Source organism: Pseudomonas sp. NCHU5216 (assembly GCF_052156495.1).
Lineage (GTDB): Bacteria > Pseudomonadota > Gammaproteobacteria > Pseudomonadales > Pseudomonadaceae > Aquipseudomonas.
Map to the genome: position 1 here is coordinate 20,349 of NZ_JBQLIX010000009.1, position 25,990 is coordinate 46,338.

General features: G+C 62.0%; 26 protein-coding genes. 3 read left to right on the forward strand and 23 right to left on the reverse strand.

The window, feature by feature from the left end; all coding sequences use genetic code 11:
* From ACSVIK_RS09165 to ACSVIK_RS09275, 23 genes are all read right to left on the reverse strand, one after another.
* Complete coding sequence (locus tag ACSVIK_RS09165) at positions 1–1,137, reverse strand: DegT/DnrJ/EryC1/StrS family aminotransferase (protein ID WP_442444035.1); 1,137 nt, start codon at positions 1,135–1,137, stop codon at positions 1–3.
* A 10-nt stretch (positions 1,138–1,147) separates the two neighbouring features.
* Positions 1,148–1,909, reverse strand: a complete 762-nt coding sequence (locus tag ACSVIK_RS09170) for a class I SAM-dependent methyltransferase (RefSeq protein WP_442444036.1) — start codon at positions 1,907–1,909, stop codon at positions 1,148–1,150.
* Positions 1,906–2,547 (reverse strand): HAD family hydrolase, encoded by a 642-nt coding sequence (locus ACSVIK_RS09175; RefSeq protein WP_442444037.1) that lies wholly within the window; start codon positions 2,545–2,547, stop codon positions 1,906–1,908. Before ACSVIK_RS09175 ends, ACSVIK_RS09170 begins: the two co-directional genes overlap by 4 nt.
* Entirely contained in the window at positions 2,544–3,479 is a 936-nt protein-coding gene (locus tag ACSVIK_RS09180; RefSeq protein ID WP_442444038.1) for an ATP-grasp domain-containing protein, read from the reverse strand. The genes ACSVIK_RS09175 and ACSVIK_RS09180 overlap by 4 nt, the downstream gene beginning before the upstream one ends.
* On the reverse strand, positions 3,476–5,266 hold the full coding sequence (locus ACSVIK_RS09185) for a methyltransferase domain-containing protein (RefSeq protein ID WP_442444039.1): 1,791 nt from the start codon (positions 5,264–5,266) through the stop codon (positions 3,476–3,478). The genes ACSVIK_RS09180 and ACSVIK_RS09185 overlap by 4 nt, the downstream gene beginning before the upstream one ends.
* 5 nt (positions 5,267–5,271) lie before the next feature.
* Complete coding sequence (locus ACSVIK_RS09190) at positions 5,272–5,982, reverse strand: class I SAM-dependent methyltransferase (RefSeq protein WP_442444040.1); 711 nt, start codon at positions 5,980–5,982, stop codon at positions 5,272–5,274.
* Positions 5,982–7,232, reverse strand: a complete 1,251-nt coding sequence (locus tag ACSVIK_RS09195) for a DUF711 family protein (RefSeq protein ID WP_442444041.1) — start codon at positions 7,230–7,232, stop codon at positions 5,982–5,984. The genes ACSVIK_RS09190 and ACSVIK_RS09195 overlap by 1 nt, the downstream gene beginning before the upstream one ends.
* Positions 7,229–7,897, reverse strand: coding sequence for an NTP transferase domain-containing protein (locus ACSVIK_RS09200; RefSeq protein ID WP_442444042.1), 669 nt, complete (start codon positions 7,895–7,897; stop codon positions 7,229–7,231). Before ACSVIK_RS09200 ends, ACSVIK_RS09195 begins: the two co-directional genes overlap by 4 nt.
* Positions 7,894–8,292, reverse strand: coding sequence for a hypothetical protein (locus ACSVIK_RS09205; protein WP_442444043.1), 399 nt, complete (start codon positions 8,290–8,292; stop codon positions 7,894–7,896). The genes ACSVIK_RS09200 and ACSVIK_RS09205 overlap by 4 nt, the downstream gene beginning before the upstream one ends.
* Positions 8,289–9,101, reverse strand: a complete 813-nt coding sequence (locus tag ACSVIK_RS09210) for an NTP transferase domain-containing protein (protein ID WP_442444044.1) — start codon at positions 9,099–9,101, stop codon at positions 8,289–8,291. The genes ACSVIK_RS09205 and ACSVIK_RS09210 overlap by 4 nt, the downstream gene beginning before the upstream one ends.
* Positions 9,102–9,361: 260 nt before the next feature.
* Positions 9,362–11,044, reverse strand: coding sequence for a flagellar hook-associated protein 3 (locus tag ACSVIK_RS09215; protein ID WP_442444045.1), 1,683 nt, complete (start codon positions 11,042–11,044; stop codon positions 9,362–9,364).
* A 74-nt stretch (positions 11,045–11,118) separates the two neighbouring features.
* Complete coding sequence (flgK, locus tag ACSVIK_RS09220; RefSeq protein WP_442444046.1) at positions 11,119–13,164, reverse strand: flagellar hook-associated protein FlgK; 2,046 nt, start codon at positions 13,162–13,164, stop codon at positions 11,119–11,121.
* Positions 13,165–13,173: 9 nt separating this feature from the next.
* A complete protein-coding gene (flgJ, locus tag ACSVIK_RS09225; protein WP_442444047.1) occupies positions 13,174–14,343 on the reverse strand; it encodes a flagellar assembly peptidoglycan hydrolase FlgJ in 1,170 nt (389 codons plus the stop codon).
* A 13-nt stretch (positions 14,344–14,356) separates the two neighbouring features.
* A complete protein-coding gene (locus ACSVIK_RS09230; protein ID WP_442444048.1) occupies positions 14,357–15,571 on the reverse strand; it encodes a flagellar basal body P-ring protein FlgI in 1,215 nt (404 codons plus the stop codon).
* A 14-nt stretch (positions 15,572–15,585) separates the two neighbouring features.
* Complete coding sequence (gene flgH / locus ACSVIK_RS09235) at positions 15,586–16,308, reverse strand: flagellar basal body L-ring protein FlgH (RefSeq protein ID WP_442444049.1); 723 nt, start codon at positions 16,306–16,308, stop codon at positions 15,586–15,588.
* A gap of 39 nt (positions 16,309–16,347) precedes the next feature.
* The gene (flgG, locus tag ACSVIK_RS09240; protein ID WP_268178288.1) at positions 16,348–17,133 is read right to left on the reverse strand and encodes a flagellar basal-body rod protein FlgG; all 786 of its coding nucleotides are present in this window, start codon (positions 17,131–17,133) and stop codon (positions 16,348–16,350) included.
* Positions 17,134–17,178: 45 nt separating this feature from the next.
* Positions 17,179–17,919 (reverse strand): flagellar basal body rod protein FlgF, encoded by a 741-nt coding sequence (locus ACSVIK_RS09245; RefSeq protein ID WP_442444050.1) that lies wholly within the window; start codon positions 17,917–17,919, stop codon positions 17,179–17,181.
* Between the two features lie 213 nt (positions 17,920–18,132).
* Positions 18,133–19,503: a flagellar hook protein FlgE gene (gene flgE / locus ACSVIK_RS09250; RefSeq protein WP_268178290.1), complete on the reverse strand. Its 1,371-nt coding sequence runs from the start codon at positions 19,501–19,503 to the stop codon at positions 18,133–18,135.
* Between the two features lie 36 nt (positions 19,504–19,539).
* On the reverse strand, positions 19,540–20,205 hold the full coding sequence (flgD, locus tag ACSVIK_RS09255; protein WP_442444051.1) for a flagellar hook assembly protein FlgD: 666 nt from the start codon (positions 20,203–20,205) through the stop codon (positions 19,540–19,542).
* Positions 20,206–20,227: 22 nt separating this feature from the next.
* Positions 20,228–20,671 carry a flagellar basal body rod protein FlgC gene (gene flgC, locus ACSVIK_RS09260; protein WP_442444052.1) on the reverse strand — a complete coding sequence of 148 codons (444 nt, stop codon included), beginning with the start codon at positions 20,669–20,671 and terminating at the stop codon, positions 20,228–20,230.
* Positions 20,672–20,682: 11 nt separating this feature from the next.
* Positions 20,683–21,090 carry a flagellar basal body rod protein FlgB gene (flgB, locus tag ACSVIK_RS09265; protein WP_442444053.1) on the reverse strand — a complete coding sequence of 136 codons (408 nt, stop codon included), beginning with the start codon at positions 21,088–21,090 and terminating at the stop codon, positions 20,683–20,685.
* Between the two features lie 1,243 nt (positions 21,091–22,333).
* Positions 22,334–23,161, reverse strand: coding sequence for a protein-glutamate O-methyltransferase CheR (gene cheR, locus ACSVIK_RS09270; RefSeq protein WP_442444054.1), 828 nt, complete (start codon positions 23,159–23,161; stop codon positions 22,334–22,336).
* A 36-nt stretch (positions 23,162–23,197) separates the two neighbouring features.
* Positions 23,198–24,136, reverse strand: coding sequence for a chemotaxis protein CheV (locus tag ACSVIK_RS09275; protein ID WP_442444055.1), 939 nt, complete (start codon positions 24,134–24,136; stop codon positions 23,198–23,200).
* Between the two features lie 83 nt (positions 24,137–24,219).
* Between ACSVIK_RS09275 and flgA the strand changes: the two genes are divergently transcribed.
* From flgA to ACSVIK_RS09290, 3 genes are all read left to right on the forward strand, one after another.
* Positions 24,220–24,978, forward strand: a complete 759-nt coding sequence (gene flgA, locus ACSVIK_RS09280) for a flagellar basal body P-ring formation chaperone FlgA (protein ID WP_442444056.1) — start codon at positions 24,220–24,222, stop codon at positions 24,976–24,978.
* Between the two features lie 133 nt (positions 24,979–25,111).
* The gene (gene flgM, locus ACSVIK_RS09285) at positions 25,112–25,447 is read left to right on the forward strand and encodes a flagellar biosynthesis anti-sigma factor FlgM (RefSeq protein WP_442444057.1); all 336 of its coding nucleotides are present in this window, start codon (positions 25,112–25,114) and stop codon (positions 25,445–25,447) included.
* Between the two features lie 48 nt (positions 25,448–25,495).
* Positions 25,496–25,963: a flagella synthesis protein FlgN gene (locus tag ACSVIK_RS09290; protein WP_442444058.1), complete on the forward strand. Its 468-nt coding sequence runs from the start codon at positions 25,496–25,498 to the stop codon at positions 25,961–25,963.
* The last annotated feature ends 27 nt before the right edge of the window (positions 25,964–25,990 follow it).

Sequence of the window (25,990 nt, forward strand, 5' to 3'; positions counted from 1 at the left end):
TCAGTGCTCCCGTGCAGAGGAATTCGGATGGGTTGCGGCGAAGCTGTTGCAAGCCTCGATCACGCGGTCGACCTGCGCTGCCGATAACCCTGGATAGATCGGTAGGCTGAGCACCTGCTCACTGAGCATTTCCGTCACTGGCAGGTTCAAGCCGGCAAGTTCGCCATAGGCTGCCTGCCGATGGATCGGCGTCGGATAATGGATCAGCGTCTGCACACCGGCTTGCGCAAGATGCGTTTGCAAGGCCGCTCTGTTGCCACTGCGCAGCACATAGAGGTGCCAGGCATGCACCTCCTCCTCGGCCGGCATGTTCGGCAGCGCGAACAAGTCAGGATCCAAACCTTGACGATAACGCTGGGCGATCGCCTGTCGTGCCTGGTTATCGGCATCCAGGTGCCTGAGCTTGATACGCAGAAAGGCTGCCTGCAGCTCATCCAGGCGTGAGTTGCCGCCTTTACGATCGTGTTGATACTTGATGGTCGAGCCATAGTTCTGCAGTGAGCGCATCACGGCTGCCAGTTCCGCGTCATGGGTGGTCACGACGCCGCCATCACCCAGCGCGCCCAAGGGTTTGCCGGGAAACAGACTGAACCCCGCCGCCACACCCCAAGCACCGGCCTTGCGTGCCCCAAGACGCGCACCATGTGCCTGCGCAGCATCCTCCAGCAACAACAAGCCATGGCGCTGGGCTATTTCGGTGAGTGCCGTCATATCGGCCAGGCGACCATAAAGATGCACCGCGAGAATGGCCCGAGTACGCTCCCCGATCGCCGCCTCCACCGCTTGTGGGTCGAGGTTGTAGCGAGAGAGCTCCGGCTCCACCAGGCGAATGCGCAGGCCACTGGCGCTCACCGCCAAGGCAGTGGCGATGAAGGTATTTCCCGGCACCAATACTTCGTCGCCGGGTTGCAGACGCCCCACTTCCAGCAGTGCTCGCAGAATCAGCACCAGGGCATCCAACCCGTTGCCGACCCCGATGGCCTGCTCGACGCCGCAATAGCTGGCGAAATCGGCCTCGAAGGCCCGGCACTCTTCTCCCTGGATGAACCAGCCACCGGCCATTACCCGCTTGAAAGCCGCCTGGAACTCATCCTCGAAGCGCTGATTGAGCGCCTGCAAATCCAGAAATGGAATCATCCCCGGCGCCTCACTCGATCACGCAGTACGCAGAATAGGGCTGATAAGAACTCTTGCGCAATGCCAGGCCCTGTATGCCCAACACCTCCATCACGGCCTGCGTTTCACCCGGAAAGGAAGGACAGTTCAACTCATCGAACACCAGGATCGCCCCCTTGGGCATACGTGGCAGAACCAGGCGCAGCATATCCCGCGTCGGTTCGTAGACATCCATGTCGAAGTGCGCGTGGGAGATCAGGGCTTCGGGGTTTTCTTCCAGCCAGCGTGGGAAGGTTTCGCGCACATCGCCCTCGACGATCCGGAAATTTTCTTGAGCGCCAATCGGGCTACGTGCCGCATGGGTTTGCAGAATCTGCTCGAGGGCCTGTTGCCAGCCCTGGCTCACTGCGTAATCCCCCACCTGTGCATCCGGGCCATCCTTGCTGTCCACCGATACGAAACCCTGGTCGAACGTGGAAAAGGAAAGGATCTGCCGCCCCGCATTCCAGGGCTCGTGGATCATCTTGAGCAACATCAGGATATTGAGACTCGCCCCCCATTGGCTGCCGAACTCGACTACCCGCCCCGGCACTTCGATGGCCTGTCGGTAGATGAAATCCAGCCAGAGGATACGTGCCAGCGACGGCGCGCTCAGAAACACCGGCAGGTGGTTATCCCATTTGCGCCCCAGTTCAGGCAGGCTGCGGGCCAACAAAGCATTGAGCTCATCCCCCGCGGCGAGTTCTTCTTCCTTGCGTGCAGTGAATTCACGCTGAGTTCGCTGATAAGTCATCGGGATTTATCTCCAGGCCTCACGGCTTCATGCAAGGGTAATTCGATCTGCGCCAAACCATCGACCACGCAGCTCGTGCAAGTCTGTTCGAGGTAGGCACGGCTACGCAGGCCAGAGCAAAGCAGCAGCGGCAGGACGCCGGCTTCTCGGGCACAGATGTAGTCGCGCTCGGTATCGCCGATGTAGACCTCCGGGCAAACCCGCTCGAGCACTTGGCGCTTGCCATTGGCCAGGAAGGGATCGACGAAATCCACGCTGGCAAAGTCGTCCAGGCCCAGGTAGCGGAGCTGCATGGCCGCGCTCACCGGATTACGGCGGGCGGAAATCAAGTGCAATGAATGACCCGCCTCACGCCATTGCCGCAAACGCTCCGGCACACCGGGCAATAGCTGGTCGTGTCTCAACCAGTGGAAGTCCTCGATCCCCTGCTCCCACAAGGAGGCCACTCGCTCTGCCTGCTCGGCGCGCGCGCCGAGGCGCACCAATGCCGCGCGGTTGCTCAGCCCTTCGCGCTTGAGCGCCCAGCACGCGGGAACGTCCAGCACCAACCGACACGCCTTGGCCAGCAGGCCAAGCAAGGTCATCTGCCGCTCACGGCAACTGACGAGCGTACCGTCCAGATCCAGACCAATCCTCATTCGCTGGAGTCCATCAGGTATTCGGTGTACTGACGGGTCACCACGCACTCGCTGAAACGAGGGCGCAAGAATCGCTGTGGATCCTCACCCGACAGTGCGGCAAGGTGGGCGGCGAAAAAGTCGGTTCCGTTCAATGCACTCATGGCGGTGCCGGCGCCGAGACGCGGGTTGATGTCGATCAGGTAATGCACACCGCCAGCCAATCGGGTCTGAAAGCAGAACGGCTCGCTCAAGGAAAAACGCGCCACGAAGAACATGGCCAGCTTGTCCAGCACGGGGTCACGCACTATCCGCGCCTTGCTGCATACACCGGACTTCACTTCCAGGCGTTGGCGCACGGACGTCAGCACCTGGCCACCCCAGGGAAAGCAGTCCACGGTGAACTCACTGCCGTCGATGTGCTCGTAAAAACTCCAGCCCTCACGGAGAAAAGGCGCAGCCTGACCGGCATCGTCCAGGACATGTGTGGCTCGGCCACCAAACCCACCGTCACGCTTGGCCACGACCCGTCCGGAGGCCGGCAAGGCGTGCGCCTCCAAAAGCCGGGGCGTCAGCACGCCGTCCACGTCCAGCCAATAGCCATAACGGCTCTTGGCCAGTGCCGCCTTACAGAAATCGACGCCATTGCAGGCCACCCTGGCACTCAACTGCCCGCGCCTGGCCGCCGCTACGGCAACCTCGCTATCGATCAAAGGTACATAGGCATCGATGGCATGGGCCTGCAGGGCGGACTCCAGCCGCTCGAAATAATCGGCCGAGTCACTACCAGGCAACACCAGGTGCTGCCGGGAGAACAGCGACGCGCTGACCAGCTCTGCAGGGTTGGTGTCGGCCGTGAACAAGGCAACCTGGGGAAACCAGCGCGATTGCGCCAACGCATAGGCGTAACCGGTTCCCGTGCCGGCGGCGGTTATCAGCACGCTCAGGTTCATCGAGCGGCTGCCAGTGTGGATTTGATGTGCTCGTATATGCGCGCCCCGACATGCCCATCCTGTTGCTCTGCGAACCTGGGAATCGCCGCCATTCGATGCTCCTTACCCGCATCCTCACCCCGTTCGAGCGCTTCGATGAACTGCTTCACGGCCTCCATCGACTCGGCTTTCGGGAACAGGCTGACCAGATCCTCGCCCTCCTCGTTCAGCCCCATGCCATGGGGATTATTGAGATACAACACGGGCTTTCCGGTCAGCAGGTAATCCATGAGGAACGAGCCGATGTCGCTGATCAGCGCATGGCTGCAGGCAAACACATGGCGGTGATCCGCACGTTCGTCGACGATGATGCCAAGCCGATGCAGCTCGGCCTTCAATGCCTGAATATCGGCATCGCTGAAACCCAGCACGGACTTCATGCGCATCCACAACAAGGGGTGCGGTCTGAACAGCAAGGCCAGACGCGGATGATTGGCGAACAGGGCGATGATGTCGCTGCCCAGGATATCGAACGTGGACCACTGCTCCTGATCGAAGGAAAAATGGGTATTCCACAGCACGGGGATGCGGTTGCCCACTTGCGCCAACAACTGCGGATCGATCTCGAACGCTGCCAGGTTGGCCAGTTCATCGAAGCGCGGATAGCCCGACACCACGACATGACGATCGCCCGTAGGGCAGTGCCGCAGGTACATGTCCTTGAGTCGCTGCGAGCGAGCAAAGACGACATCCGAGGCTTTCGCCACCGGTTGTCCGTACTGCAAGGCGAGATCGAAGCTACCGCCACCGATCTCGATACCGTACGGAACATAACTGATCGAACGAACCAGAGGACGCACCGCCTCGAATCGATATTCGGCAGGCCGGGTATCGTCGTAGGGCGAGGTGTAGATGACGGCATCGATCTGCGCTTGCGCCAGGTCGAGACGATCCCAGGCGATGAACGGAACGCCCTCGTCGTGCAGGTACTGCTCGACCTTGGATCTGCGCCATTCGTAGGAGTCATGGAAGAACGGCATCAGCACCACCAGCGCCTCGGCATTGTCGTCTGCCAGTGCTGCCTGCCAGATCGTGCGAACGTTGGCCCAGGCTTCGGGAGCCTGCAGGAAAATGGCGAGCCGGGTAGCAGCTCGACGTTCCGGGAGGGCGTCATATTCCGGCTTGCGCATCAGATAGACGACACTGGCCTGATCCTGTGGCTGGCTGATCACGATAGGGATACGCCGAACCAGTTGCATGCCCCTCTGGGCAAAGGCCGCGAGATAAGCCTCCTCATCCCGGTACAGGGCCTCGTAGGCACCGTCGTTGTGATAAAGATGGCCCTGCCCGTCCAGGCGTACCGAATCCTTGAGCACCAGATAGCCGCCCGGTTTGAGCGCGCTCGTGGCGGCATCCAGCGCCTGCGCGAATTCGCCGTCATCGACCAGGTAGGTCAGCATGCCCATGATCGATACGGTGTCGTAGATGGGCTCCAACTCCAGGCGCACGGCATCACCCACCTGGAAACGCAGGTGCGGATGCGCGGTGCGGCGCGCCTGTGCCTTGGCGATCAGGGGCGCCGACAGATCGAGCCCCAACCCCTCGCTGCAACCTCGCCCGAGCACTTCGGTGAACTCACCGTCGGAGCAACCGATATCGAGCAGGCGTCCCTGCGGCTTCAAACAGGGCAATACGTGCTGGCGCAGTACGACATGTTGGCGGTCGTACATTTCCTTGGCAGCCAGTTTCGAGTAATCGGCCTTCTCCCAGAACTTTCGGGCAAGCGCTCCGCTGCCTTGTTTACTCATGTGCATCACTCCAAAGCCTCGGGGCCGCGAAACAGAAACAGGTGCAGACGGGTTTCCGGATATTTGTTGAGCGGGTGCCCCTCGGGGAAGACGTGCTCATCCTGCTCCAGCAACATCCCGTGCTGGGCAAAGGCATCAACGAAGAAATCGCGCGTGCGATAGATCGCCGAATAGTTACTGCCGAGATGCTCCGAATAGCGATCGTGTATTTCGTAGCGCCCCTGAATGCCCACCGAGTCACGCAGCATGACCACACCATCAGGGCGCAACAGACGCGGCAACTTCGCGATGAGTGCCGCCAACTGCTGATCGTTGAGATAAAGAAAGAGGCCGGAGATGAACAGCAAATCGAAGCGTTCGTCAGTGTCGAAGGCCTCGGCGGAACAGGTCACGAATTCGATATTGTCGATGCCCTGACGTTGCGCCTGGCTACTGGCAATGCGCCCCAGTTCCTCGACGTATTCCACCGCCACCACACGGGCCGCTCCCCACTGGCAGAAGCGCAAGCTCCATTGTCCGACACCTGACCCCAGATCCAGCACGGATCGCCCTTGCAGGGGCGGTAACCACGCGGTGACCTTGGCCGTCTCTTCGCGAATCTTGAGCTTGAGCTTCTCCTCGTCCTGCTCGAGATTGGCTACAGACTCCCATTGCAAGCGACCATAGTCGCCGGCGCGTTGCTCCCAGAACTGTCGAACCTTGTCCGGATCTATCATCACTGCTCCTTCAGACGCTCGGCCGCATAGCGCCAGACCGGCTCGCACAGAATAGGTTTGGACGCGCTGATGCCCGGATCCATGACCCGGCTATCGCAGAGGAAATCCAGGTTCAACTGGGTGTATTCATTGACCGCGCGATTGGGAATGGGCAGCAGGCGCACCCCCAGCGGCTTGCGCAGGCGCACGGCGAGTGCGGCGATATCGAGGATCAGGGCACTGAGGTCTTCGCCGAACATGGTCGAAGGTACCGGTACCATGTCGATGCCACAGCCGCAGACGGTGGACAACGCGGCCAGCTTCTCCAGACTCAGGGCGCGCAGGTTGTTGGCCTCGGTCAGGCCGTTGTCCTCCAGCACCGAATACATCACGCCGTTGAAGCCGACGGTACGCGCCTGCGCCTTGTGCGCAGCGAGCTTCAGGGCATCGGTCAGCACGCTGGTGATGAAGATGCTGCCCAGGCTGCCCACCGGCGTCGGCCCCAGCAGCTCCACGAGCCGGGCCACCGAGGTCTCGCCATCGGGGAACGGCGCCAGCGAACCATCCAGGCCACGGTAAGCAATGCCGGTGCGCTGCTCCAGTTCACGGCCGAAGGCATCGACACGCGCCATTTCCTCGGCCAGTGCGGCGATCAGGCGATCCTGCAGGTCTTGCAGCGACAGGCGCTGATGACGCGCCTCTTGCGCCAGCGTCAGGGCAATGGCGGTGGTCTCCATGGCGATGCTGAACGCCAGCTCATCCCCCTCATGGCGGGAGAAGGGAAAGAACGGCGTGGCGGCCGGACAGGCCGCCGAAACCCCGACGCGGAAGTTGTCGATGCCATTGTTGCTGCGCCGCGCCAAACCCAGGACGAAGCGGCTGGCCGCCTCTGCCCCCTCCATCGAGATGGCCTCGGGCGTAGCGACAATCAGGTTGAGGAACAGCTTGTTGTCACGCAGCACCAGGGCCTGCGCCTCGTCGAGCAATGCCTGGCGCCCCTGGGCGACGAACAGGTCGAGCGGCATGCAGTACCAGCGGGCACCAGCGACGTCGGCGAGTTCGCGCACACTTTCGACGACCGAACGCAGCACACCCGGCGCCACCTCGGCGTCGACCTGCGGCGGCGGCAGGGTCAGGCGCACCGTACGCAGTTCGATTGCCTGTTGCACACTCAAGGCATCGGCTTCACGGCGCAAGCGGCCGAGCTGCTCGGCCAGCTCAGGCTTGGCCCGATCGAAGATCGGCACACCTATGGTCAGCGAACGAATCATGAGCGTGTCGCCTCGATCAATTCCAGATAATCGGTCGGCGTATTCACCTCGTAGTACAACTCGTCCTGCAGCGGTATGGCCTTGATCGGCGCGCTGTCGCACGGCAGCAATTGGCCGGCGAACAGGTTGGCGTGCTCGATGCAACGCCGCTGCCACGTGCGCAGCACCTCCGGCGAAGAGACCTTGAACAGGCCGACGGACTCCGGATGCTTCATGCTGCGCACGGGGCCCTGATAGGTTTCGGCCACGTCGCCGCCATCGTCCAGTACACAGTGGATGGCCGACAGGCTGCGCTTCTCGCGGTCGGAGGTCAGCACCAGATCACCCGCCTCTGCGTCGAGCCTGTCGATCAAGGCAGGCTCCAGAAAGATATCGCCGGACACCACGTAGCAGGGCTCATCGTTCAGCGCCAGGCCGAGGCTCATGGCGTTGTTGGTCAGCGCCCACTCCGGGTTGTGCACGAAGTCGAGCTGTGGGTAGGCCTGCATGATCTGGATGGCGCGAAAGCCCACGACCACGGTGATACGTTTGCCCGCGAAGGCCTCGATGGCGTAGTCGAGGATAGTTCGCCCGGTGGCAGGGTGGCGAATCAATGCCTTGCTTTCGCCATCGAGCTGCAGGCTCTTGCCCGCGGCGAGAATGATCGCCCTGGAAACGCTCTTCATCGCATCATCTCATCGAGTTGAAAATGACACGCCGGCAGGCCTTCGCCAGGGAAGCGATGCTTGACGGTCTTGTAGGGATAAGGCGTGCCGGCCAGAGCACGCTCGGTGACCAGTTGCCAATCGAAGCTGTGGTTGGGCCGCAGGCTCCAGACATCCACCTCGGCATAGCGGTAACGCACGGCCGGCACCCACTTCAGGCCGAGACGCTTGGCGGCCTCCATGCGATGCTGGCCATCGAGCACCAGGCCGTGTTCGTCATCGAGCGCCAAGGGTTTGTTCCACACCCCCTCGCTGAGGATCTTGCGCACCAGCCAATCGACCCGCTTGGCACTGAAGCCTTCGATGTGCCGCAGGCTCTCCACGGGAACCCGAACTATCTCCGTTGCGCTATTCACTCGCTGACCACCTTCTTGTCAATGTTGTCCGGGCTGCCATGGCGAGTCGCCAGAAAACTCGCGCAAGCCCGCTGATATTCAACCGCCGTATTGAACGATCGTGCAAACGCGCCGGTAAGTTGTAATACCCGGCACGGCAACGACGCAATCCCTTCACGCCACGGCATCAGATAGTACTGAGCGATGCTCTGCTCGATGGCGGCTCGGCGCAGACGACGATCCTCCTCGACCTGTTCGGGGCCGACCAGCAACAGCCCGACCATCTTCGGCCAGCCGTCATATTCCGCTGAATGCACCGGCTGGTAATCCACCGCATCGATACGCCCTGCCGAACCGGCGTGGACGATCCCGCCAGTGAGTTGTGGCCCGTATACCCCATGGCAGACCCAGCATGACAGCCCTTCGTTTGCCCGTATGACCTCGAACACCTGATCCCAAGCCGCATCGTCCAGCAACAGATCGGTCTCCACGATGAGGTAGCCACGCTCGGGATGGCGCAAGGCACTGACCCCGAGCTCCACCGACAGGATGTTCACATCCTGTTCGTAGCGATCATTGCGCACCGTGGCGACAGCCTCACCGTAGCGCCGACGCAGATGTTCGACGACTTTCTCTTCACCATAGCCCGTCACCACCACGATCTCACCCGAAGTGCGGGCCATGACGGCCTCGATCAGCCAGTCCAGTACCAGGCGATCACCTGCCGGCAGCAGGCTCTTGGGGATACCCTCGGTCAACGGCAGCATACGGCTGCCACGCCCGGCGGAAAGCAGGATCACGCCAGGTGGCGCGGTATCGTTCTTGACCATGATCGAAGCCGTCTCATGTGATGGGGCAAAGTGCGAACTCATCCGACAGAGCCAGATTTCCGACACTTCAAGTCTTGTCAGTGCAGTATGAGCAAAAGATCGGCCAACTACACGACAGCGCTCGGCCTACGCCATGACTTTAGCGAGTCGTATAGAGAAATGAGCGAAAAATGCGACCGTGGAGCAGGCTTGAATAGCGGCCTCGACTGATCGCGAGGCGAAACTGAACCCCTGAAGCGTTTGCGAAAACGCTCAACCCGTCAACGCAACTGATTGAACAGGTTCAACCCGGCGATCTTCACGTAGCTCTGCTGCGCCGCTTCGAGGATGATGCTCTGGAACGACAGGCGCGACAGGGCCTCAGCGTAGTCCAGTTCGCGCAACTCGGCCTGCACCGACTTGTTCACCAGGGTCACGTCCTCGTTGTCGACGCTGGTGGTTTCGATCAGGCCGAGACGCGCGCCGATCTCGGTGTGCACCTCGTCGACGTTGGCCATGCCGTTGTCGAGGTTCTTCAGGGCGATGGCCACCTCGTTGCGCACGGCCAGGTTGCCGGCCGGCGAGGTTGGCGAGGACTCCAGCGCCTGACGCAGACGCGAGATGGTGTTGAGGATGCCGCGCTGTTCCTGGAACTGCGGTTTGACGCCGAACTCGTCCCCGCCGGCGGCACTGGCCGGCCCGGACAGGGTGAAGTCCACGCCATAGACGTTGAAGGTCGACGGATACGGCCCCGCCGCCGTGCCGGTGGTCAGCACCGGGCTGCTGGGGCCGACGGGCTGAGCATAGACCTCGTAGTTGGTAGCGTCGGTGAAGCGCAGCACCACGCCGGAGGTGGGGAACTGGCTGTCGAAGGTGTTCTGGTTGACGATGGTGCCGCCAGCTACCACGGCCGCCGAGGCATTGGTGGAGGAGCGGGTCACGGCGAACTCGGTCGGCGCCGACTGCAAGGTGAAGCTGTGCGTACCGAGCCCAGGCGAGCCAGCGGTGGCCGGTGGCTGGATATCGGCCAGCAGGTTGTCCAGATCCTGCGGGTTGTCGCCCTCCTTGAGCGCCACATCGAGCTGGAAACGCATGCCACGAAAGTTGATGGAGTTGCCGCCGCTGACCAGCGGATCGATCTTGCCGCCGCCAGGAATCTCCGAGGTGACGTCGGCGCCGCTGGCATCGTAGATGCGAAACTCGTTGCCGCTGACGAAGGCCAGCGAATAGGGTTCGCCGTTGCGGAAGTTGGCATTGAAGGCGCGCTCGTCCTCCACCAGCCCCGGCGACATGAACACCCGCTGCTCATCCTCGGGCACGGCGGCGATGGTGGTCGCCGGCAAGGGCGGGGTCGGCAGAGCCGGATTATTGACGCCGCCGGCGTTGATCACCCGGTCGGCATTGCTCACGTCCTCGAACAGGCGCTTGCCGTTGTCGTTGATCGCCACGTTGGTGGAACTGGCCACCTGCAGGCTGCGCTGGCCCTCGTCGCCGAAATAGGAGTAGGTGCCGTCCGGGTTGCGCACGAAGGGTTCGTTCTTGCCCAGATTGCCGGCGAACAGGTATTCGCCACGGGCGTTGCGCGTATTCATCAGGTTGAGCAGTTCGGCCTCGCGCTCGGACAGCTCCTTGGCGATGGAGTTGCGGTCGGCCGAAGACAGTGCCCCGCCACCGGCACGCACGGCCAGTTCGCGCACCCGCTGCAGCACGGTGTTTACCGAGTTGAGGGTGGTTTCCTCCTGGGACAGGCTGTTCTTCGCGGCTGTCAGGTTGTCGTTGTACTGCTTGAGCACCGACTGCTGCTGCTCGAGCTGCAGCAGGCGCACCGAGGCGACCGGATCGTCCGCCGGGGTCAGGATGCGGTTGCCGGTGCTGATCTGCTCCTGGGTGCGGATCACGTTGGCGTAGTTGTTCCCCAGGCCTGAGACGCCGTTGTTGAACGCCTGAACGGAGGAAATGCGCATGACCATAAGGCTTGCCTCTTGCAGTGCCTGCCATCGGAGCAGGCCTGACCCTCCCGCATTCGGGAGGGTCGCTATCAGAATGTATTGATCAGGGTATCGAACAGGCTACGCGCAACTTGAATGATCTGCGCGGAAGCCTGGTAGTACTGCTCGAACTGGATCAGCTTGGCGGCCTCCTCGTCCAGGTTCACCCCGGAGACCGAGTCGCGGTTGTCGGTGGCCTGTTTGAGGATCGCCGAAGTCGCCTGGCCATCGACCCGTGCCTGGCTGGTCAGGGTACCGACCCGCTCGACCAGGTCACCATAGGCATCGGAAAAGCTCGAGCCCGTGGTATCCGGCGCAGCCGGGTTGATGCCGATGACCGATTTCTTCTGCAGGTCGACCAGTTTCAGGGCGTTGCGGTTGTCGGACACGCCATTGGTGTTGAACGAGACCGAGAAATTGTCGCCCGCTGCCGGCCGGCCGCTGATGTTCACCTGATAGTCGAACGCCACCGGAATCCCTGGCGGGTTGGCCGGCACGTTGATGGTCAGGGCATTGTCCTGACCCGGCACGATATTGCCGGTATTGATCACGTTGCCGTTGATATCCACCACATCGTAGCTCTGCGTGGCACCACCGGCGGCGCCCATGACGATACGCAGCGGCGGCGCGTTGCGCAGGCTGGTTTCCAGATCGGCTTGCGCCGCCGGGTCATAGATGTCGATCTCGCTCTTCAGGGTCGGCTGGCTGATCTTGCCGGTGCCGATGTTGCCCGGGCTGGTTTCGGCCTTCAGCGGCGCGGCGAAGGCCAGCTCCTCGGGGTTCTTCATGTCCGCGCGCATGTCGCGCCCGGCATTGCGGGTGGGCATGACCTGGAAGCGGTCGCCAGCGGCGAAGGTGCCGGCGGCGACGCCCAGGCTGAAACCGTCGATTTCCGGCGCTGGCACCGTGGTGATGTCGAAGGTGGCCGGGGTCGGCGGAAACAGGGTGCCGTCGGATTGCCGGCGCACCACGTATTCGGTGGCGCTGGTGAACTGCACCTCGTAATCGCTGGTGGTCAACTGGGTGGTATCGGTGATGCTGACATTGAGGTTGGCCGAGGGGTCGCTGTTGCCCACCCGCGCCAGGCTGCGCTGAGCGAGCAACAGCGGGTCGTTGAGCGGGCGGAACAGCTCGTTGCCGAACTGACCGTTGAGATCGAGCCCCTGCCCGAGCTGGACGTTGAGCTGGTCGGCCACCGACAGCGCCAGGCGCCCCACCGAGTTCATCGAAACGTCCAGCACGTCCTGGCGATAGCGCAGCAGGCCGCCCATCTCGCCGCCGGTGATCAGCGAGGTGACGTTCTGCTGGGAGTTGCCGCTGACGAACTGGATCTCGCTGCGCAGCGGGTCGGACAGCCCAGGAGTGATCTGCAACTTGGAAGCCGTGCTGCCAACCACCAGAGGCTGGCCGGAGCCGATGAACAGGTTGTAGCTATTGTCGTCCTGCGGTACCACGCTGACGCCGACGAACTCGGACAACTTGCGCACCGCCTCTTCGCGCGCATCGAGCAGATCGTTCGGTGCCCGCCCGTTGGCCGAAGCGACGGCGATGGCGTCGTTGTAGCCGGCAATCGAGGTTGCCAATTGGTTGACCTGGTCGGTCACCGCCGAAAGCTGCTTGTTGATGAAGCTGTTCTGCTCGAACAGGCGGTCGTACACGGTGTTGAAACGCTTGGCCAGGCCTTCGGCCTCGGACAGCACCAACTGCCGGGCAGGAATGTTGGCCGGGTCTTCGGCGGCGGTCTGCAGGGCGCTGAACAGCTTCTGCAAGCCGGGCGTCACCCCCGTAGTACTACCGGCCAGCAAGGAGTCGAGCTGGTTGATCTGGCTGAGGTAGGACTGCGTATCGGAGTTCAGCGCCGTGCTGCTGCGCACCTGGGTGGTGAGAAAGTCGTTGTAGATACGCCGCACGTCCACCAGCGTGGTGCCCGAACCGATGTAACCAGCGCCACTGAACTGCGGCACGCGCGTGGCCTGCACCGAATCCTGGCGGGAGAAGCCGGGGGTGTTGACGTTGACGATGTTGTGGCCGGTGACCGACAGCGAGGTCTTGTTCGCCGACAGGCCGGACAGGCCGATGTTCAGGAGGTCAGCCATGCTTCAATCTCAGGTCCTGGTGGTCGAGCCATCGGCAGCCGCGACGGCCTGATAGGTCTGCATCTGACGGGCGATCTGGGAAATCTTGCGTGCGTAGTTGGGGTCGGTGGCATAACCGGCCTGCTGCAGTTCCTTGACGAAGCGCTCCGGGTTCTCGGTGACGTTCAGCGCCTTCTCGTAGCGCCCGTTGTCCTGCAGGAAGCGCACGTAATCGTCGAAGCTGTGGGCGTAGGACTCGTAGGTACGGAAGCTGGCGGATTCCTTCACCGCCTTGCCGCCCTTGAACTCGGTGGTCAGCACCCGCGCCGAGTCCCCTTCCCAGCCGCCATGGGCCTTGATGCCGAACAGGTTGTGGCTGCTGTCGCCATCGCGGGTGCGGATGATCGACTTGCCCCAACCCGTTTCCAGCGCGGCCTGAGCCACCAGATAACGCGGGTCGACACCGATCTTCTCGGCAGCCGCCTCGGCCATTGGCAGCATGGTGGCGACGAATTCCTGCGGCGAGGCGAAGGCAGCCTTGCTCGGCGCCAACGGCGGCTGAGCGATGCGCCGGCCAGCGAGGGCATCGATGTCCAGCTTCGGTGCCGTGGTCTTGGCCGTGCTGACCTGCGCCGGAATCCAGTCTTCGCCAGCCAGCGTCTTGGCCTCGCCAGCGGCGGGCACAATACCGGCCAGCAGGCGATCGGTCAGTTTGCCCGGCAGCGCCAGGCGCCGACGATTGAGCGCGGCCACGTCATCGCTCTCGCGAAAGCCGGACACCCCCTTGACGCTCTGCTCGGCGCTTTGCGCCGAGGCCGGCTGCTGCACCTGGGCAAAGGGATTGGGGCGATCGGAGTGCTGCTTGAGCTTGGACATCTGCCGCGTCAGTACGTCGGCCAGGCCAATGCCGCGACCTTCATTGGACAGGGTGACCGCCAACTGCTGGTCGTACATGTCCTGGTAGGTCTTGCTCTCGTTGCTGTTCATGAAGTTGCCTTCGCTGAACACGGCGTTGGCCGAGCGCATGGCCTTGAGCATTTCGTTGACGAACAGCGACTCGAACTCCTTGGCCACCTTGCGAATGTTCTGCTCGCTGTCACCGCCCACCTTGAATTGGTTGAGACGGTTCAGGTCGTTGAACGAGCCGCTGTCGACCGGGCTCTTGGCGCCGAGCAGACCGGCTGAGAGTCGAGAGTCCATAGGTTTTGCCTCTTTAGATCACGATCAGGTCAGCCTGCAGGGCGCCGGCTTGCTTGAGCGCCTCCAGGATGGCCATGAGGTCGGAAGGTGCGGCACCGACCTGATTCACCGCACGTACGATTTCGTCGAGGCTGGTGCCTGGGCCGAACTTGAACATCGGTTTCTTTTCTTCTTCGGCACCGACCCGCGAGCGCGGCACCACGGCGGTCTGGCCACCGGAGAGTGCGTCGGGCTGGCTGACGATGGGGTCTTCGGTGATGGTCACGGTCAGGCTGCCGTGGGTCACGGCCGCTGGCTGCACCTTGACGTCCTGGCCGATGACGATGGTGCCGGTGCGCGAGTTGATGATGACCTTGGCCACCGCCTTGCCGGCCTCCACCTGCAGATTCTCCAGAATCGACAGATAATCGACGCGCTGATTGGGGTCGAGCGGCGCGCTGACGCGGATCGAGCCGCCATCGATGGCCTGGGCCACGCCAGGGCCGAGCAGGTCGTTGATCTGATCGACGATGTTCTTCGCCGTGGTGAAGTCGGGGCGATTGAGGTTGAGGGTCAGGGTATTGCCCTGATCGAAACCACTGGGCACCGGGCGCTCGACCGTGGCACCGCCGGGGATGCGCCCAGCCGAGGGCACGTTGACGGTGATGCGCGAACCATCGGCGCCACTGGCATCGAAGCCGCCGACCACTAGGTTGCCCTGAGCGATGGCGTAGACGTTGCCGTCGATGCCCTTGAGCGGGGTCATCAGCAGGCTGCCACCGCGCAGGCTCTTGGCGTTACCGATGGAGGAGATGGTGATGTCGATGGCCTGGCCAGGCTTGGCGAATGCCGGCAGATCGGCATGTACCGAAACCGCGGCGACGTTCTTCAACTGCACGTTGCCGCCCGCCGGCACCTTGATACCGAACTGCGCCATCATGTTGTTGAAGGTCTGCACGGTGAAGGGCGTCTGCGTGGTCTGGTCGCCGGTGCCGTTGAGGCCCACCACCAGGCCGTAGCCGATCAGCTGGTTGGTGCGCACGCCCTGGATGGAGGCCAGATCCTTGAGACGCTCGGCCTGGGTTGGCAGGCTGATCAGCAAGCTGCACAGCAGCGTCGCCAGCAGCAGCCAGTCGTTGGCCCCACGACGGCGATAGCCACGCTGCGCTGCGGCGAACTGCTGACGGCAGGAGTAATGCGGCTTGCTCTCACGAGCGGCCGGGCGCAGGGCACTGATCCAGGATGTCATCTCGGCTCTCCAGCTCAGAATGGCCACAGCGGGCTCATGAAGAAGCGGCTCATCCAACCCGGCTGGTTGGCATCGGCGAAGGCGCCTGTGCCGGAATAGGTGATGCGCGCATCGGCCACACGGGTCGAGGCCACGGTGTTGTCGGTGGCGATATCGTCGGCTCGCACCAGGCCGGAAATACGTACCAGCTCGTCGCCGGTATTGAGGGTCATCCATTTCTCGCCGCGCACGGCGAGGATGCCGTTGGGCAACACCTCGGCGACGGTCACGGTGATCGAGCCGGACAGGCTGTTGCTCTGCCCTGCCTGCCCGGAGCCGGTGTTGGCCCGCTGCGAATCCCAGCTCGAATCCAGGCTCAGGTTGTTGTTGGTCATGCCCAGGGCGCTGAGACTGCGCAACGGGTTGTCCGGGGCCACGGCCATGCCGAACAGGTTGGGCACGCCGAGGGTGCCACTGCTGTCCTTCTTCAGCGAGCTGTTGGCGTTCTTGCTGGCCTGGGTACGCTCGTTGAGGGTGATGGTGATGATGTCGCCGACGCGGAAGGCCTTGCGGTCGTCATACAGGCCGTTCTCGAACCCGGCCTGATAGATCGCGCCGTTGTTCTGCGCTGCCGGCATCGGCGTGCGTGGCAGCACCGGCGCGTAATAGGGATCGTCCGGCTTGGCCGTCGGCGCCACGCAGCCACTGCTCAGCAGCACGCTCGCCAACAGGGGAAAACAGATCAATTGCCGGTTCATAACCTCTACCTCACGGTGTAACTAGTCGGGCTCGATGGATCAGAGGTTCTGCGTCACGAACGACAGCATCTGATCGGCGGTGGAAATCACCTTGGAGTTCATTTCATAAGCGCGCTGGGTGGTGATCATGTTCACCAGCTCCTCCACCACGCTGACGTTGGAGTTCTCCAGGGTGTTCTGCAGCGTGGTGCCGAGGCCATTGAGGCCCGGTGCGCCTACCTGTGGCGCACCGCTGGCGCCGGTTTCCAGGAACAGGTTGTTGCCGATGGCTTCCAGGCCGGCGGCGTTGACGAAGTCAGCCAACTGGATGTTGCCAATGACCTGCGGCTGCGGGTTGCCGGCAGTGGTCACGGAGGCGGTGCCGTCTTCACCCACGGTGAAGGTACGCACCTCGGCCGGCAGGACGATGGCCGGCTCCAGCGCGAACCCCTGAGAGGTGACGATCTGGCCATCGGAATTGAGATGGAAGCTGCCGTCGCGGGTATAACCCACGTCACCATTGGGCATCAGGATCTGGAAGAAACCACGACCGTTGACCGCCAGATCCAGCGGCTGCTCGGTGGTCTGCAGGCTGCCTGCGGTGAAGATCTTCTGCGTGCCCACAATGCGCACCCCGGTACCGAGCTGCAGGCCGGACGGCAACTGACTGTCCTGGGTGGACTGGCCACCTGGCTGACGGCGAATCTGGTACAGCAAGTCCTCGAACTCCGCGCGGTCGCGCTTGAAGCCGGTGGTTGCCACGTTGGCCAGGTTGTTGGAAATGGTGGTCAGGTTCATGTCCTGGGCGGACAGGCCTGTCTTGCTGACCCACAGAGCCGGAAGCATGTCGTTCTCCTCGGGCGCCGGTTTTACGGCGCCGCGTACTGGTAATTAGCTAAGTTGCAAAACCCGAGCCATGGACGAGGCATTGTCCTCGGCAGTGCGCATCATCTTCACCGACAGCTCGAACTGACGGGACAGCGCGAGGATGGCGGTCATCTCTTCGACGGCATTGACGTTGCTCGACTCGAGAAAGCCCGAGGTCAGGGTAACGGTGGCATCGGGCTCGACCTGGGGCTGGCCCTTGACCCGGATCAGGCCATCGGTGCCCTTCTCCATCTGCTTGGGATCGGGATTGACCAGCTTGATGCGGTCGACCTCGGCCAGGGTATTGGGCGCCTCGCCCAGGGCGCGGATGCTGATGGTGCCGTCCTGGCCGATCTCCACCTTCTGCTCCGGCGGCACGGCGATCGGCCCGGCATTGCCCATGACCGGCAAGCCATTGCCGGTACGCAGGATGCCGAGGGCATCGATGTTGAGGCTGGCAGTACGCAGATAGGCTTCGCTGCCATCGGCAGCCTGCACGGCGATCCAGCCCTTGCCACCAATGGCCACATCCAGATCACGCCCGGTTTCCTGCAAAGAACCTGGCCGGAAATCCGTGGCCGGGCGCTCGCTCATGGCGAATACGCGGGTCGGGAAGGTTTCGCCGAACAGCGGCATGGAACGCGCCTGCTCGAAATCACGACGAAAACCGGTGGTCGACACGTTGGCCAGGTTGTTGGCGTGGGCGCGCAGCCCCAGGCTGTTGTTCTGCGCACCTGTCATGGAGACGTACAGCATCTTGTCCATGGAAATCCTCCGAGTGGGCGACGTGCCCTTGGCTCTTTGCATGCTTTACAGCAAGTGCCGTGCCATTCCCGAAAAACACCAACAAGATACTGATTTAAAAGGATTATTAGATAAATCGAAGAGCAGATTACGGGCGTCGGCGGCGAAGTTTTGCCGGCCCGCAAACAGCAAAGCGGCAAGCCAGGCTTGCCGCTTTGCCAGGCGCGCCAGGGATCAGCGCAGGTTGATGATGGTCTGGGTGATGGCGCTCTCGGTTTCGATGGTCTTGGCGTTGGCCTGGTAGTTGCGCTGCGCCACGATCAGGTTCACCAACTGGTCGGAGATTTCCACGTTGGAATCTTCCAGCGCGCCGGCCTGCAAGGCCCCCAGGGTACTGCTGCGCGGCGTGCCGATCACCGGCTCGCCCGACTCGAAGGACTGCACCCACTCGGTCTTGCCGTTAGGGGTCAGGCCCTGCACATTGGCGAAGTTGGCCATCAGCACCTGCCCCTGGATCTTCGACTGGCCATTGGTGTAGCGGGCGAAGATCACCCCGGTGTCGTCGATTTCCAGGCCCGCCAGTTGGCCTGTGGTGTAACCATCCTGGCTGACACTGTTGACGCCGAAGGCCGTGGCGTACTGGGTCGAACCGCGCATGTCGAAGGTAAAGGCAGAGCTGTCGGCACCGTTGGGCACCAGCGCGCCAGGGTTGGCCGGATCCTTCTCGGCCGGCACCCAGTCGGCCTGGGCCAGGACGAAGGTGCCGTTGGCCGCGGTTGCCGGGATGGCCGGCGCATCCAGTGCCGGGTTGGCCGGGGTGCTGGCAATCGGGGTGAAAGCCGGGTTGGCAAGCTGGCCGGCCGCGTCGTAATTCATCGCATAGCTGAACGGCTGAGTGCTGGTGGGATCACGCGGGTTCACGCCATCGATCAACACATGCATGACCCAGCCATTGTTGGCCGGTGCCTCGTTCTTCACGAAGTACTGCGACATGACGTGGGCATTGCCCTGCGTATCGTAGATATTGGTGGAGGTCGACCAGTTGAAGGACTTCGAGTCGCTCGGGTCGAAGGTCGGTGCGGCCATGGTGCCGGCATTGGCTGGGCGCACGGCATTGGAGTTGAGGTTGATCGACTGGGTCACCGAGGTGGTGGCCCTGGGCTCCTGCTGGCCGGCATTGATGCGCAGGTCGCTCTGGATCGGCAGGATGTTGCCCGACTCATCGGCAGAATAGCCCTGCAGGCGATAGCCGAAGTTGTTGACGATATAGCCATCGCGGTCAGTGCCGAAATAACCGGCACGGGTGTAGCTCATGCTGCCGTTGTTGCTGGTCATGAAGAAGCCGTTGCCGTTGATCGCCAGATCCAGCGCGTTCTGCGTGTAGTTGATGTTGCCCTGGTTGAACAACTGCGACACGTCGGCAAGCAGCACACCACTGCCGCGCGGGTTCTTGCCGGTGCCCAGCACCGAGGAAGCATAGACATCGGCGAACTCGGCACGCGACTGCTTGAAGCCTGCAGTGCCGGCGTTGGAAATGTTGTTGCCGGTGACGTTGAGGTCATTGGTTGCGGCACGCAGACCACTGAGACCGATATTGAACGACATGGAAAACTCCTTTGCCGGGATGGCCGGCAGTAATAATTACTGGCCGATGATCTGCACTTGGGAAAGCGGCACGCTGCCGAGGCCGGCAAGATTGAGCATCAGCTCCTTGCCACCCAGGGCGACGCTGTCGACGTTGGCCGGCAACTGGGTGTACAGCCCCTTGGTCTCGTTGCCATAGGTGGCATGTGCCTCGAACTTGTAGGTGCCGGGCGGCATGACCTTGCCGCTGTCGTCCTTGCCGTCCCAGATGAAGCTGGCATTGCCGGCCGCCTGCTCGCCCAGATTGACGCGCCTCACCAGGGCACCGGCGTTGTCGAAGACGTTGACATAGACGTTGTTGCTGCTCACCGGCACCGTCACGCTGCCCTTGAAGCTCTCGCTGGTATCGACCACCGCCTTCTCGCCCTGCACGATGACCTTGCGCCCTACCAGCGATGAAGCCTGCAGCGCCTGCGAAGACTGGAAGTTGGACATCATCGAGTTGACGCTGCTGTTCAACTGCTGAATCCCCTCCAGGCTGCTGAACTGCGCGAGCTGGGCGATGAATTCTCCGTTGCCCTGGGGCTCCAGTGGGTTCTGGTTGTTGAGCTGAGCCACCAGCAGGTTGAGGAACTCGTTCTTGCCGAGATCCTTGCTCTTGGTGGTGTCCTGCTTGAGCTGGTACTGATCCAGTACCGAGTTGGTGCCGCTGACGGTGCTCATGACCTGCGCTCCTCGTATTGGCTTACTGACCCAGGGTCAGCACACGCTGCAGCATCTGCTTGGCGGTATTCATCATTTCAACGTTGGTCTGGAAGGCACGACTGGCGGAAATCATGTCGGCCATCTCCTCGACCACGTTGACGTTCGGGTAATAGACGTAACCATCGGCGTTGGCCATTGGATGGTCAGGCTCGTAGCGCGGCGTCAGGCTGCTCTGATCCTCGATCACACCCAGCACCTGCACGCCACGGCCAGCCTCGTCCTGCTCGGCGAACAGCGAGCCACGGTCGCCGTTCTGCGCCTGCTGGAACACGGTGGCGAACACCGGGTGACGGGCGCGGTAGGTCTGATCCAGGCTCGAGGAAACGGTCTCGGCGTTGGCGATGTTGCTGGAGATGGTATTGAGGCGAGTGCTCTGGGCGCTCATGCCGGTACCGGCGATGTTGAAGACACTGGCAAGGGACATGACCTGACTCCTTATTCGCCGCGCAGGGCTGCGGTCAGCCCTTTGAATTTGCTGTTGAGGAAGGTGAAGCTGGCCTGGAACTGCACGGCGTTCTCGGCGTAGTTCGCCTGCTCGACCTGCAGGTCGACGCTGTTCTGATCCAGCGAGGCCTGGAACGGCGTCCGGTAAGGCAACTCGGCCTCGCCACTGAATACGCCCTCGGCGGCGATATGGCGGCTGTCGGTACGGTTCAGGCTGATCGGGCCACGCTGCTGGCGCGAGTTCTCGGCAGCCAGGACGCTGGCGAAATCCAGATCACGCGCCTTGTAGTTGGGCGTATCGGCGTTGGCGATGTTGTTGGCCAGTACCTCGGCGCGTTGCGCGCGAAAACCGAGTGCCTGTTCGTGGATGCCAAGGGCTCTGCCGAAGTTGATGCTCATGCTCTGAACCTTTGCCGCTAGGGCCGTCTGTCACTGTTGGCAGACATACAGCAAAGGCTGTGCCAGTTATTTAAAACCTTATATATCAATGGTTTGAGATTAAGTTGCTGGCTCGAAAGCGGCAAAGCGGCAAGGCCTTACCGCCTGCAGGCAAGCAGCGGCAAAGCCGGCCAGGCGCTTTGCCCCTCAAGTTTCGGCCGATGACCCAGCGAGTCGTTTCGACTGATTTTCGCCGCTGTCCGGTGGCTTCGTGACTTGATTGGGAGGTTTTGCTGCTTATGGGGAGCTGCTTGATTGGTGCCGCACTGGCAAATTTTTGTTGGCTGTTGGTTGTTCGGCTGTCTGTTCCGAATTGCCGCGTTTTTGTTGATGTTTTTGGTTTCGCCCTCCCGGGCGAGTCACTTTTGCGGGCAAAAGTAACCAAAACCCTCCGCCCGATCATCCGGCCCTCGCTACGCGAGGGTTCGCTCACTCCATCGCCGCTCCAGAGGCCCGCCGCGGTGGGCCATCCATGGCCCATCGCGGCTCTCGCGACATCCATGTCGCTCAACCTCTTCCACGACGATTCCGTTCGCCCTCCTGGGCGAGCTCTGCGCGCGCCTGAACCCGAGGTAACCCAGAATTAGCGTGGAGTGTTTGAACATGAGGTCAGCCGTAGGGCGGACTCAGGAGCGCCAGCGAACAGTCCGCCGGGCCATGCCGAGTTCGGCACCACAACCTGCGTCTAATTCTCCCAACGGCGTACTGCTTCGCGAGTACGCCCTACGCGAATGAAAGTCTTGGTTTAACCCGATGGCCATGTCGTGGTTCCACTGCTACCAGAACACACCGAGCAGGCCTTGGAATGCCGGTTCGTTCAGGCGCGCAAAAGCCCCCTTCAGGAGGCCGAACGCAGGCATTGCGCAGGGGGCGAACGCCACGGATGCTGCGAGATACCGATGGCGGCCCCGCGAAATGGGCCAGGGATGGCCCATGTACGCCGACCCCGGAGCGATGCCGGAGTGAGGGAAGTCGAGCGAAGCATGACGGGGACGCCTAGTTCCGGATGGCGGGGGTGCGTTTCTTTTGCTTACTTTTCTTTGCGCTGGGCGGCAATCCGATTTCAAAGAAAAGTGAGTCGCCCGAGGGGGCGAAACCCGGAATATCTGAACAAGCCGAAGCGGCGTCCAGAACACCAAACAACACACAAACTTGCCAGCCCAGTCTAAAGCCCGCCTACCCAAGCAAGCCCCCACAAGGAACCTTACTTGGCCTTGTAGATGATCCCCGGACTGCACTGCACCATCTGATACTTGTCCGGCAGGCCATTGAGTGCCTCGGAGGCACCCAGGAACAGATAGCCGCCCGGCTTCAAGGTGGCATGGATGCGCGTGAGGATGTCCTTCTTCACCTCGGCGGAGAAGTAGATCAGCACGTTGCGGCAGAACACGATGTCGAACTTGCCCAGCGCCGCATAGCTGTCCAGCAGGTTCAGCGGACGGAACTCGACACGGCTCTTGATCGGCGCCTTGACCTGCCAACGCCCCGGCCCCTTTGGGTCGAAATAGCGCTGTAGGCGCTCCTGGGACAAACCACGGCCCATGGCCAGGCTGTCGTACTCACCGGATTTGCAGTTGGCCAGCATCGATGGCGACAGATCGGTCGCGACGATCTGAATGCCCGCCTTGAGCTGCCCCAGGTTGCTGCGCTCGAACTCGTCGATGGACATGGACAGCGAATAAGGCTCCTGCCCCGACGAGCAGGCCGCCGACCAGATGCGCAGGCGCTGCCCCGGATAGGCCTTGATCATCTCAGGCAAGACCCGGTTCTTGAGCACCTCGAACGGGTAGGTATCACGAAACCACAATGTCTCGTTGGTCGTCATGGCATCGACGACCTGCTCACGCAGGCCGCCGCGCGGCTGGCTCTGCATGCGCTGCACCAGCTCGCCCAGGGTTTTGATGCCGTTCTGTTCCATCAGCTTGTTCAGGCGACTGGAGACCAGATACTGCTTGTTGCTACCCAGCAGAATACCGCAGGCCTTTTCCAGAAACGTCCGGAACTGCTCGAAATCCAAATTACCTGAAGACACTAATGCCGCCTCACCAACCCTAACGTTCGCCAAGAGTTACCCCTGAGCCCCATCCGCTGCACGGATGCGATCGACCACGCGCGATGCCAGATCGTCTGGCTTGAATTTGGCGAGGAAGTCATCGGCACCGACCTTCTTCACCATCGCCTGGTTGAACACACCCGAAAGTGAAGTATGCAGGAGTATGTGCAACTTCTGCATGCGGGAATCGGCACGAATCTCGGTCGTGAGCGTGTAACCATCCATCTCCGGCATCTCGATGTCGGAAATGATCATCAACAGCTCCTGCTCAGGGCGCTTGCCTTCGTTGGCCATGTCCTTGAGGAAGTCCAGGGCTTCGCGTCCATCGTTGAGCGCGATGACCTCCACGCCGACGCTCTGCAGGCAGCGCGACACCTGCTTGCGCGCCACCGAGGAGTCATCGACGATCAGCACCCGCTTGGATACCGCGCTGCTCTGCACCTGCTCGTCGATCACCCCTGCGGAAATCACCTCGGACGTGGGCGCGACCTCGGCCAGGATCTTCTCCACGTCGATGATTTCCACCAACTGCTGATCCAAACGGGTCACAGCAGTCAGATAATGGTCGCGGCCGGTGCCCTTGGGTGGCGGATGGATCTCTTCCCAGTTCATGTTGACGATGCGTTCCACCGAGCGCACCAGGAAGCCCTGCACCTTGGTGTTGTACTCGGTGATGATGACGAAGCTGCTCTTGAGGTCATCCAGCGGCTTGCGACCAATGGCAATGGCCAGGTCGAGAATGGGAATGGTGCCGCCACGAATGTTGGCGACGCCACGCACCACCGCATTGGACTTGGGCATGATGGTGAGATTGGGGCATTGCAGCACCTCCTTCACCTTGAATACGTTGATCCCATACAACTGCGGGCCATCCAGGCGAAACAGCAACAACTCCAAGCGGTTCTGCCCCACCAACTGCGTACGCTGGTTAACCGAATCCAGTAACCCGGCCATGCCCGGACTCCTTTGTCTTATCGTCAAGTAACGCTTGTTGTAACAGCCTAGCAGGCGGCACGCGGCTTGCTTCGTCAATGCGCATGAAACCTAGAACGTCATCATTCCGTCAGCCACTGGCAATCTGTCGCAGCCTGCGCCCCGTTTTACTCGCTTTGCCATTGCTCGGCTATAGCGTAGGCGCGTCGGCGAGCGTCACCACGCCCGAAGAACTTATCGGCGCTGCCGAGTCGTTTCTTGAGTCGGCCGTGGTGGAATATTTACAGCGTAGCGAAATTCAGGGACGCCATGAGATCAGCATCAATCGAATCGACCCGCGCCTGCGTCTGCCGCAGTGTGACCAGGCCCTGAGCGTGCGCCTGGAAAGCCCTGCGCAACCGATGGGCCGCGTCACCTTGCGCGTACGCTGCGACGGCAGCGCGCCCTGGACGGTCTTCGTGCCGGGCGAGGTGCGCCTGTTCCGCCCGGTGCTGATACTCACACGCCCCATGAAGCGCAAGAGCGTGCTCAGCGCCGCCGATGTGAGCCTGGTCGAACGTGACGTCGGCCAGCTCAATCAGGGTTACCTGACCGATCCCGTGCAGGCCATCGGCAAGAAATTGACGCGACAGTTGCAAAGCGAGCAAGTACTGGCCCCCAACTATCTGGAGATCGTCGATGCGATCCGTAAAGGTGATCAGGTGGTGATCAGCGCTCGCAGCAGCACGGTGAATGTGCGCATGCCTGGTGAAGCCCTGTCCAGCGGCGCGCTCGGTGAGCAGATCCAGGTGCGCAACCTGCGTTCGCAACGGGTCATTCGCGCCCGGGTGACAGGCCCCGGCCAGGTGGAAGTGGCCATGTAGCTATCTTTGCTATGGCGCAACAGGCGGGTGATTTCCTACACTGTCCAACGACGCCGAATTTTTTCCTAAAGTTTTTCCCCCATGGGCCGAAAAGCTTGGCAAGCGTCCACCAAATCGTCCGAGGTTCTGCATCATGGTCATCGACTTCAACCGGCTGAATAACGCCACCACCCCCGCGAACACGGGGCGTGCGGGCTCGACTCAGGCTGGCCGCAACGAGGCCACGCAATCGACTCAGGCGCCCGACATCAAGGGCGAAGAGAAACAGAGCCCGGTCAAGAGCGGCGAATCCGTCGAGCTGAGCAGCCAGGCACGACAATTGCAAAAGGCAAGCGAGAAGCTGAACGATCAGCCGATCGTCAACAAGGAGCGTGTGGCCCAACTGAAGAAGGCCATCGCCGAAGGCAGTTACCAGGTCGATGACCAACGCGTCGCCCAGAAGCTGCTCGACTTCGAATCCCAGCGTTAAAGCCAAGGCGCTGGGGGTGTTGGACGCCCGCCTCCCCTGGAGCCCAAGATGCTAGATACCAACCTGCTGCACCTGTTCACCTCCGATATCGGCATTGCCGAGCGCCTTCTTGAACTGATCGACGACGAATTTCTGGCGCTGGGTGAACGCGACCTCGCCCGCCTCGACAGCCTTCTTGGCGAAAAACAACCCCTTCTCAGCCAACTGCAACAGCATGGCAACGAACGCAGCCAATTGCTGCGCTCGGTCGGCCTGAGCGCTGATCGCGCCGGACTGCATGCACTGGCCGCCCGCTCCAGCCTCGGCGAAGAACTGCTGACACGCAGCGAAGAACTGTCCACCCTGCTGCAACGCTGCCAGGATGCCAACCTGCGCAACGGCCGACTGATCCGTGCCAACAAGGCCAGCGTCACCCAGGTACTGGGCATTCTGCGCGGCAGCGATACGCCCGGCCTCTATGACAGCCGCGGGACTACCGCTAGAATCGCCCAGCACCGACCGCTCAGCCAGGCCTGAGCCCCAGCACAATAACAGCACAGGGAC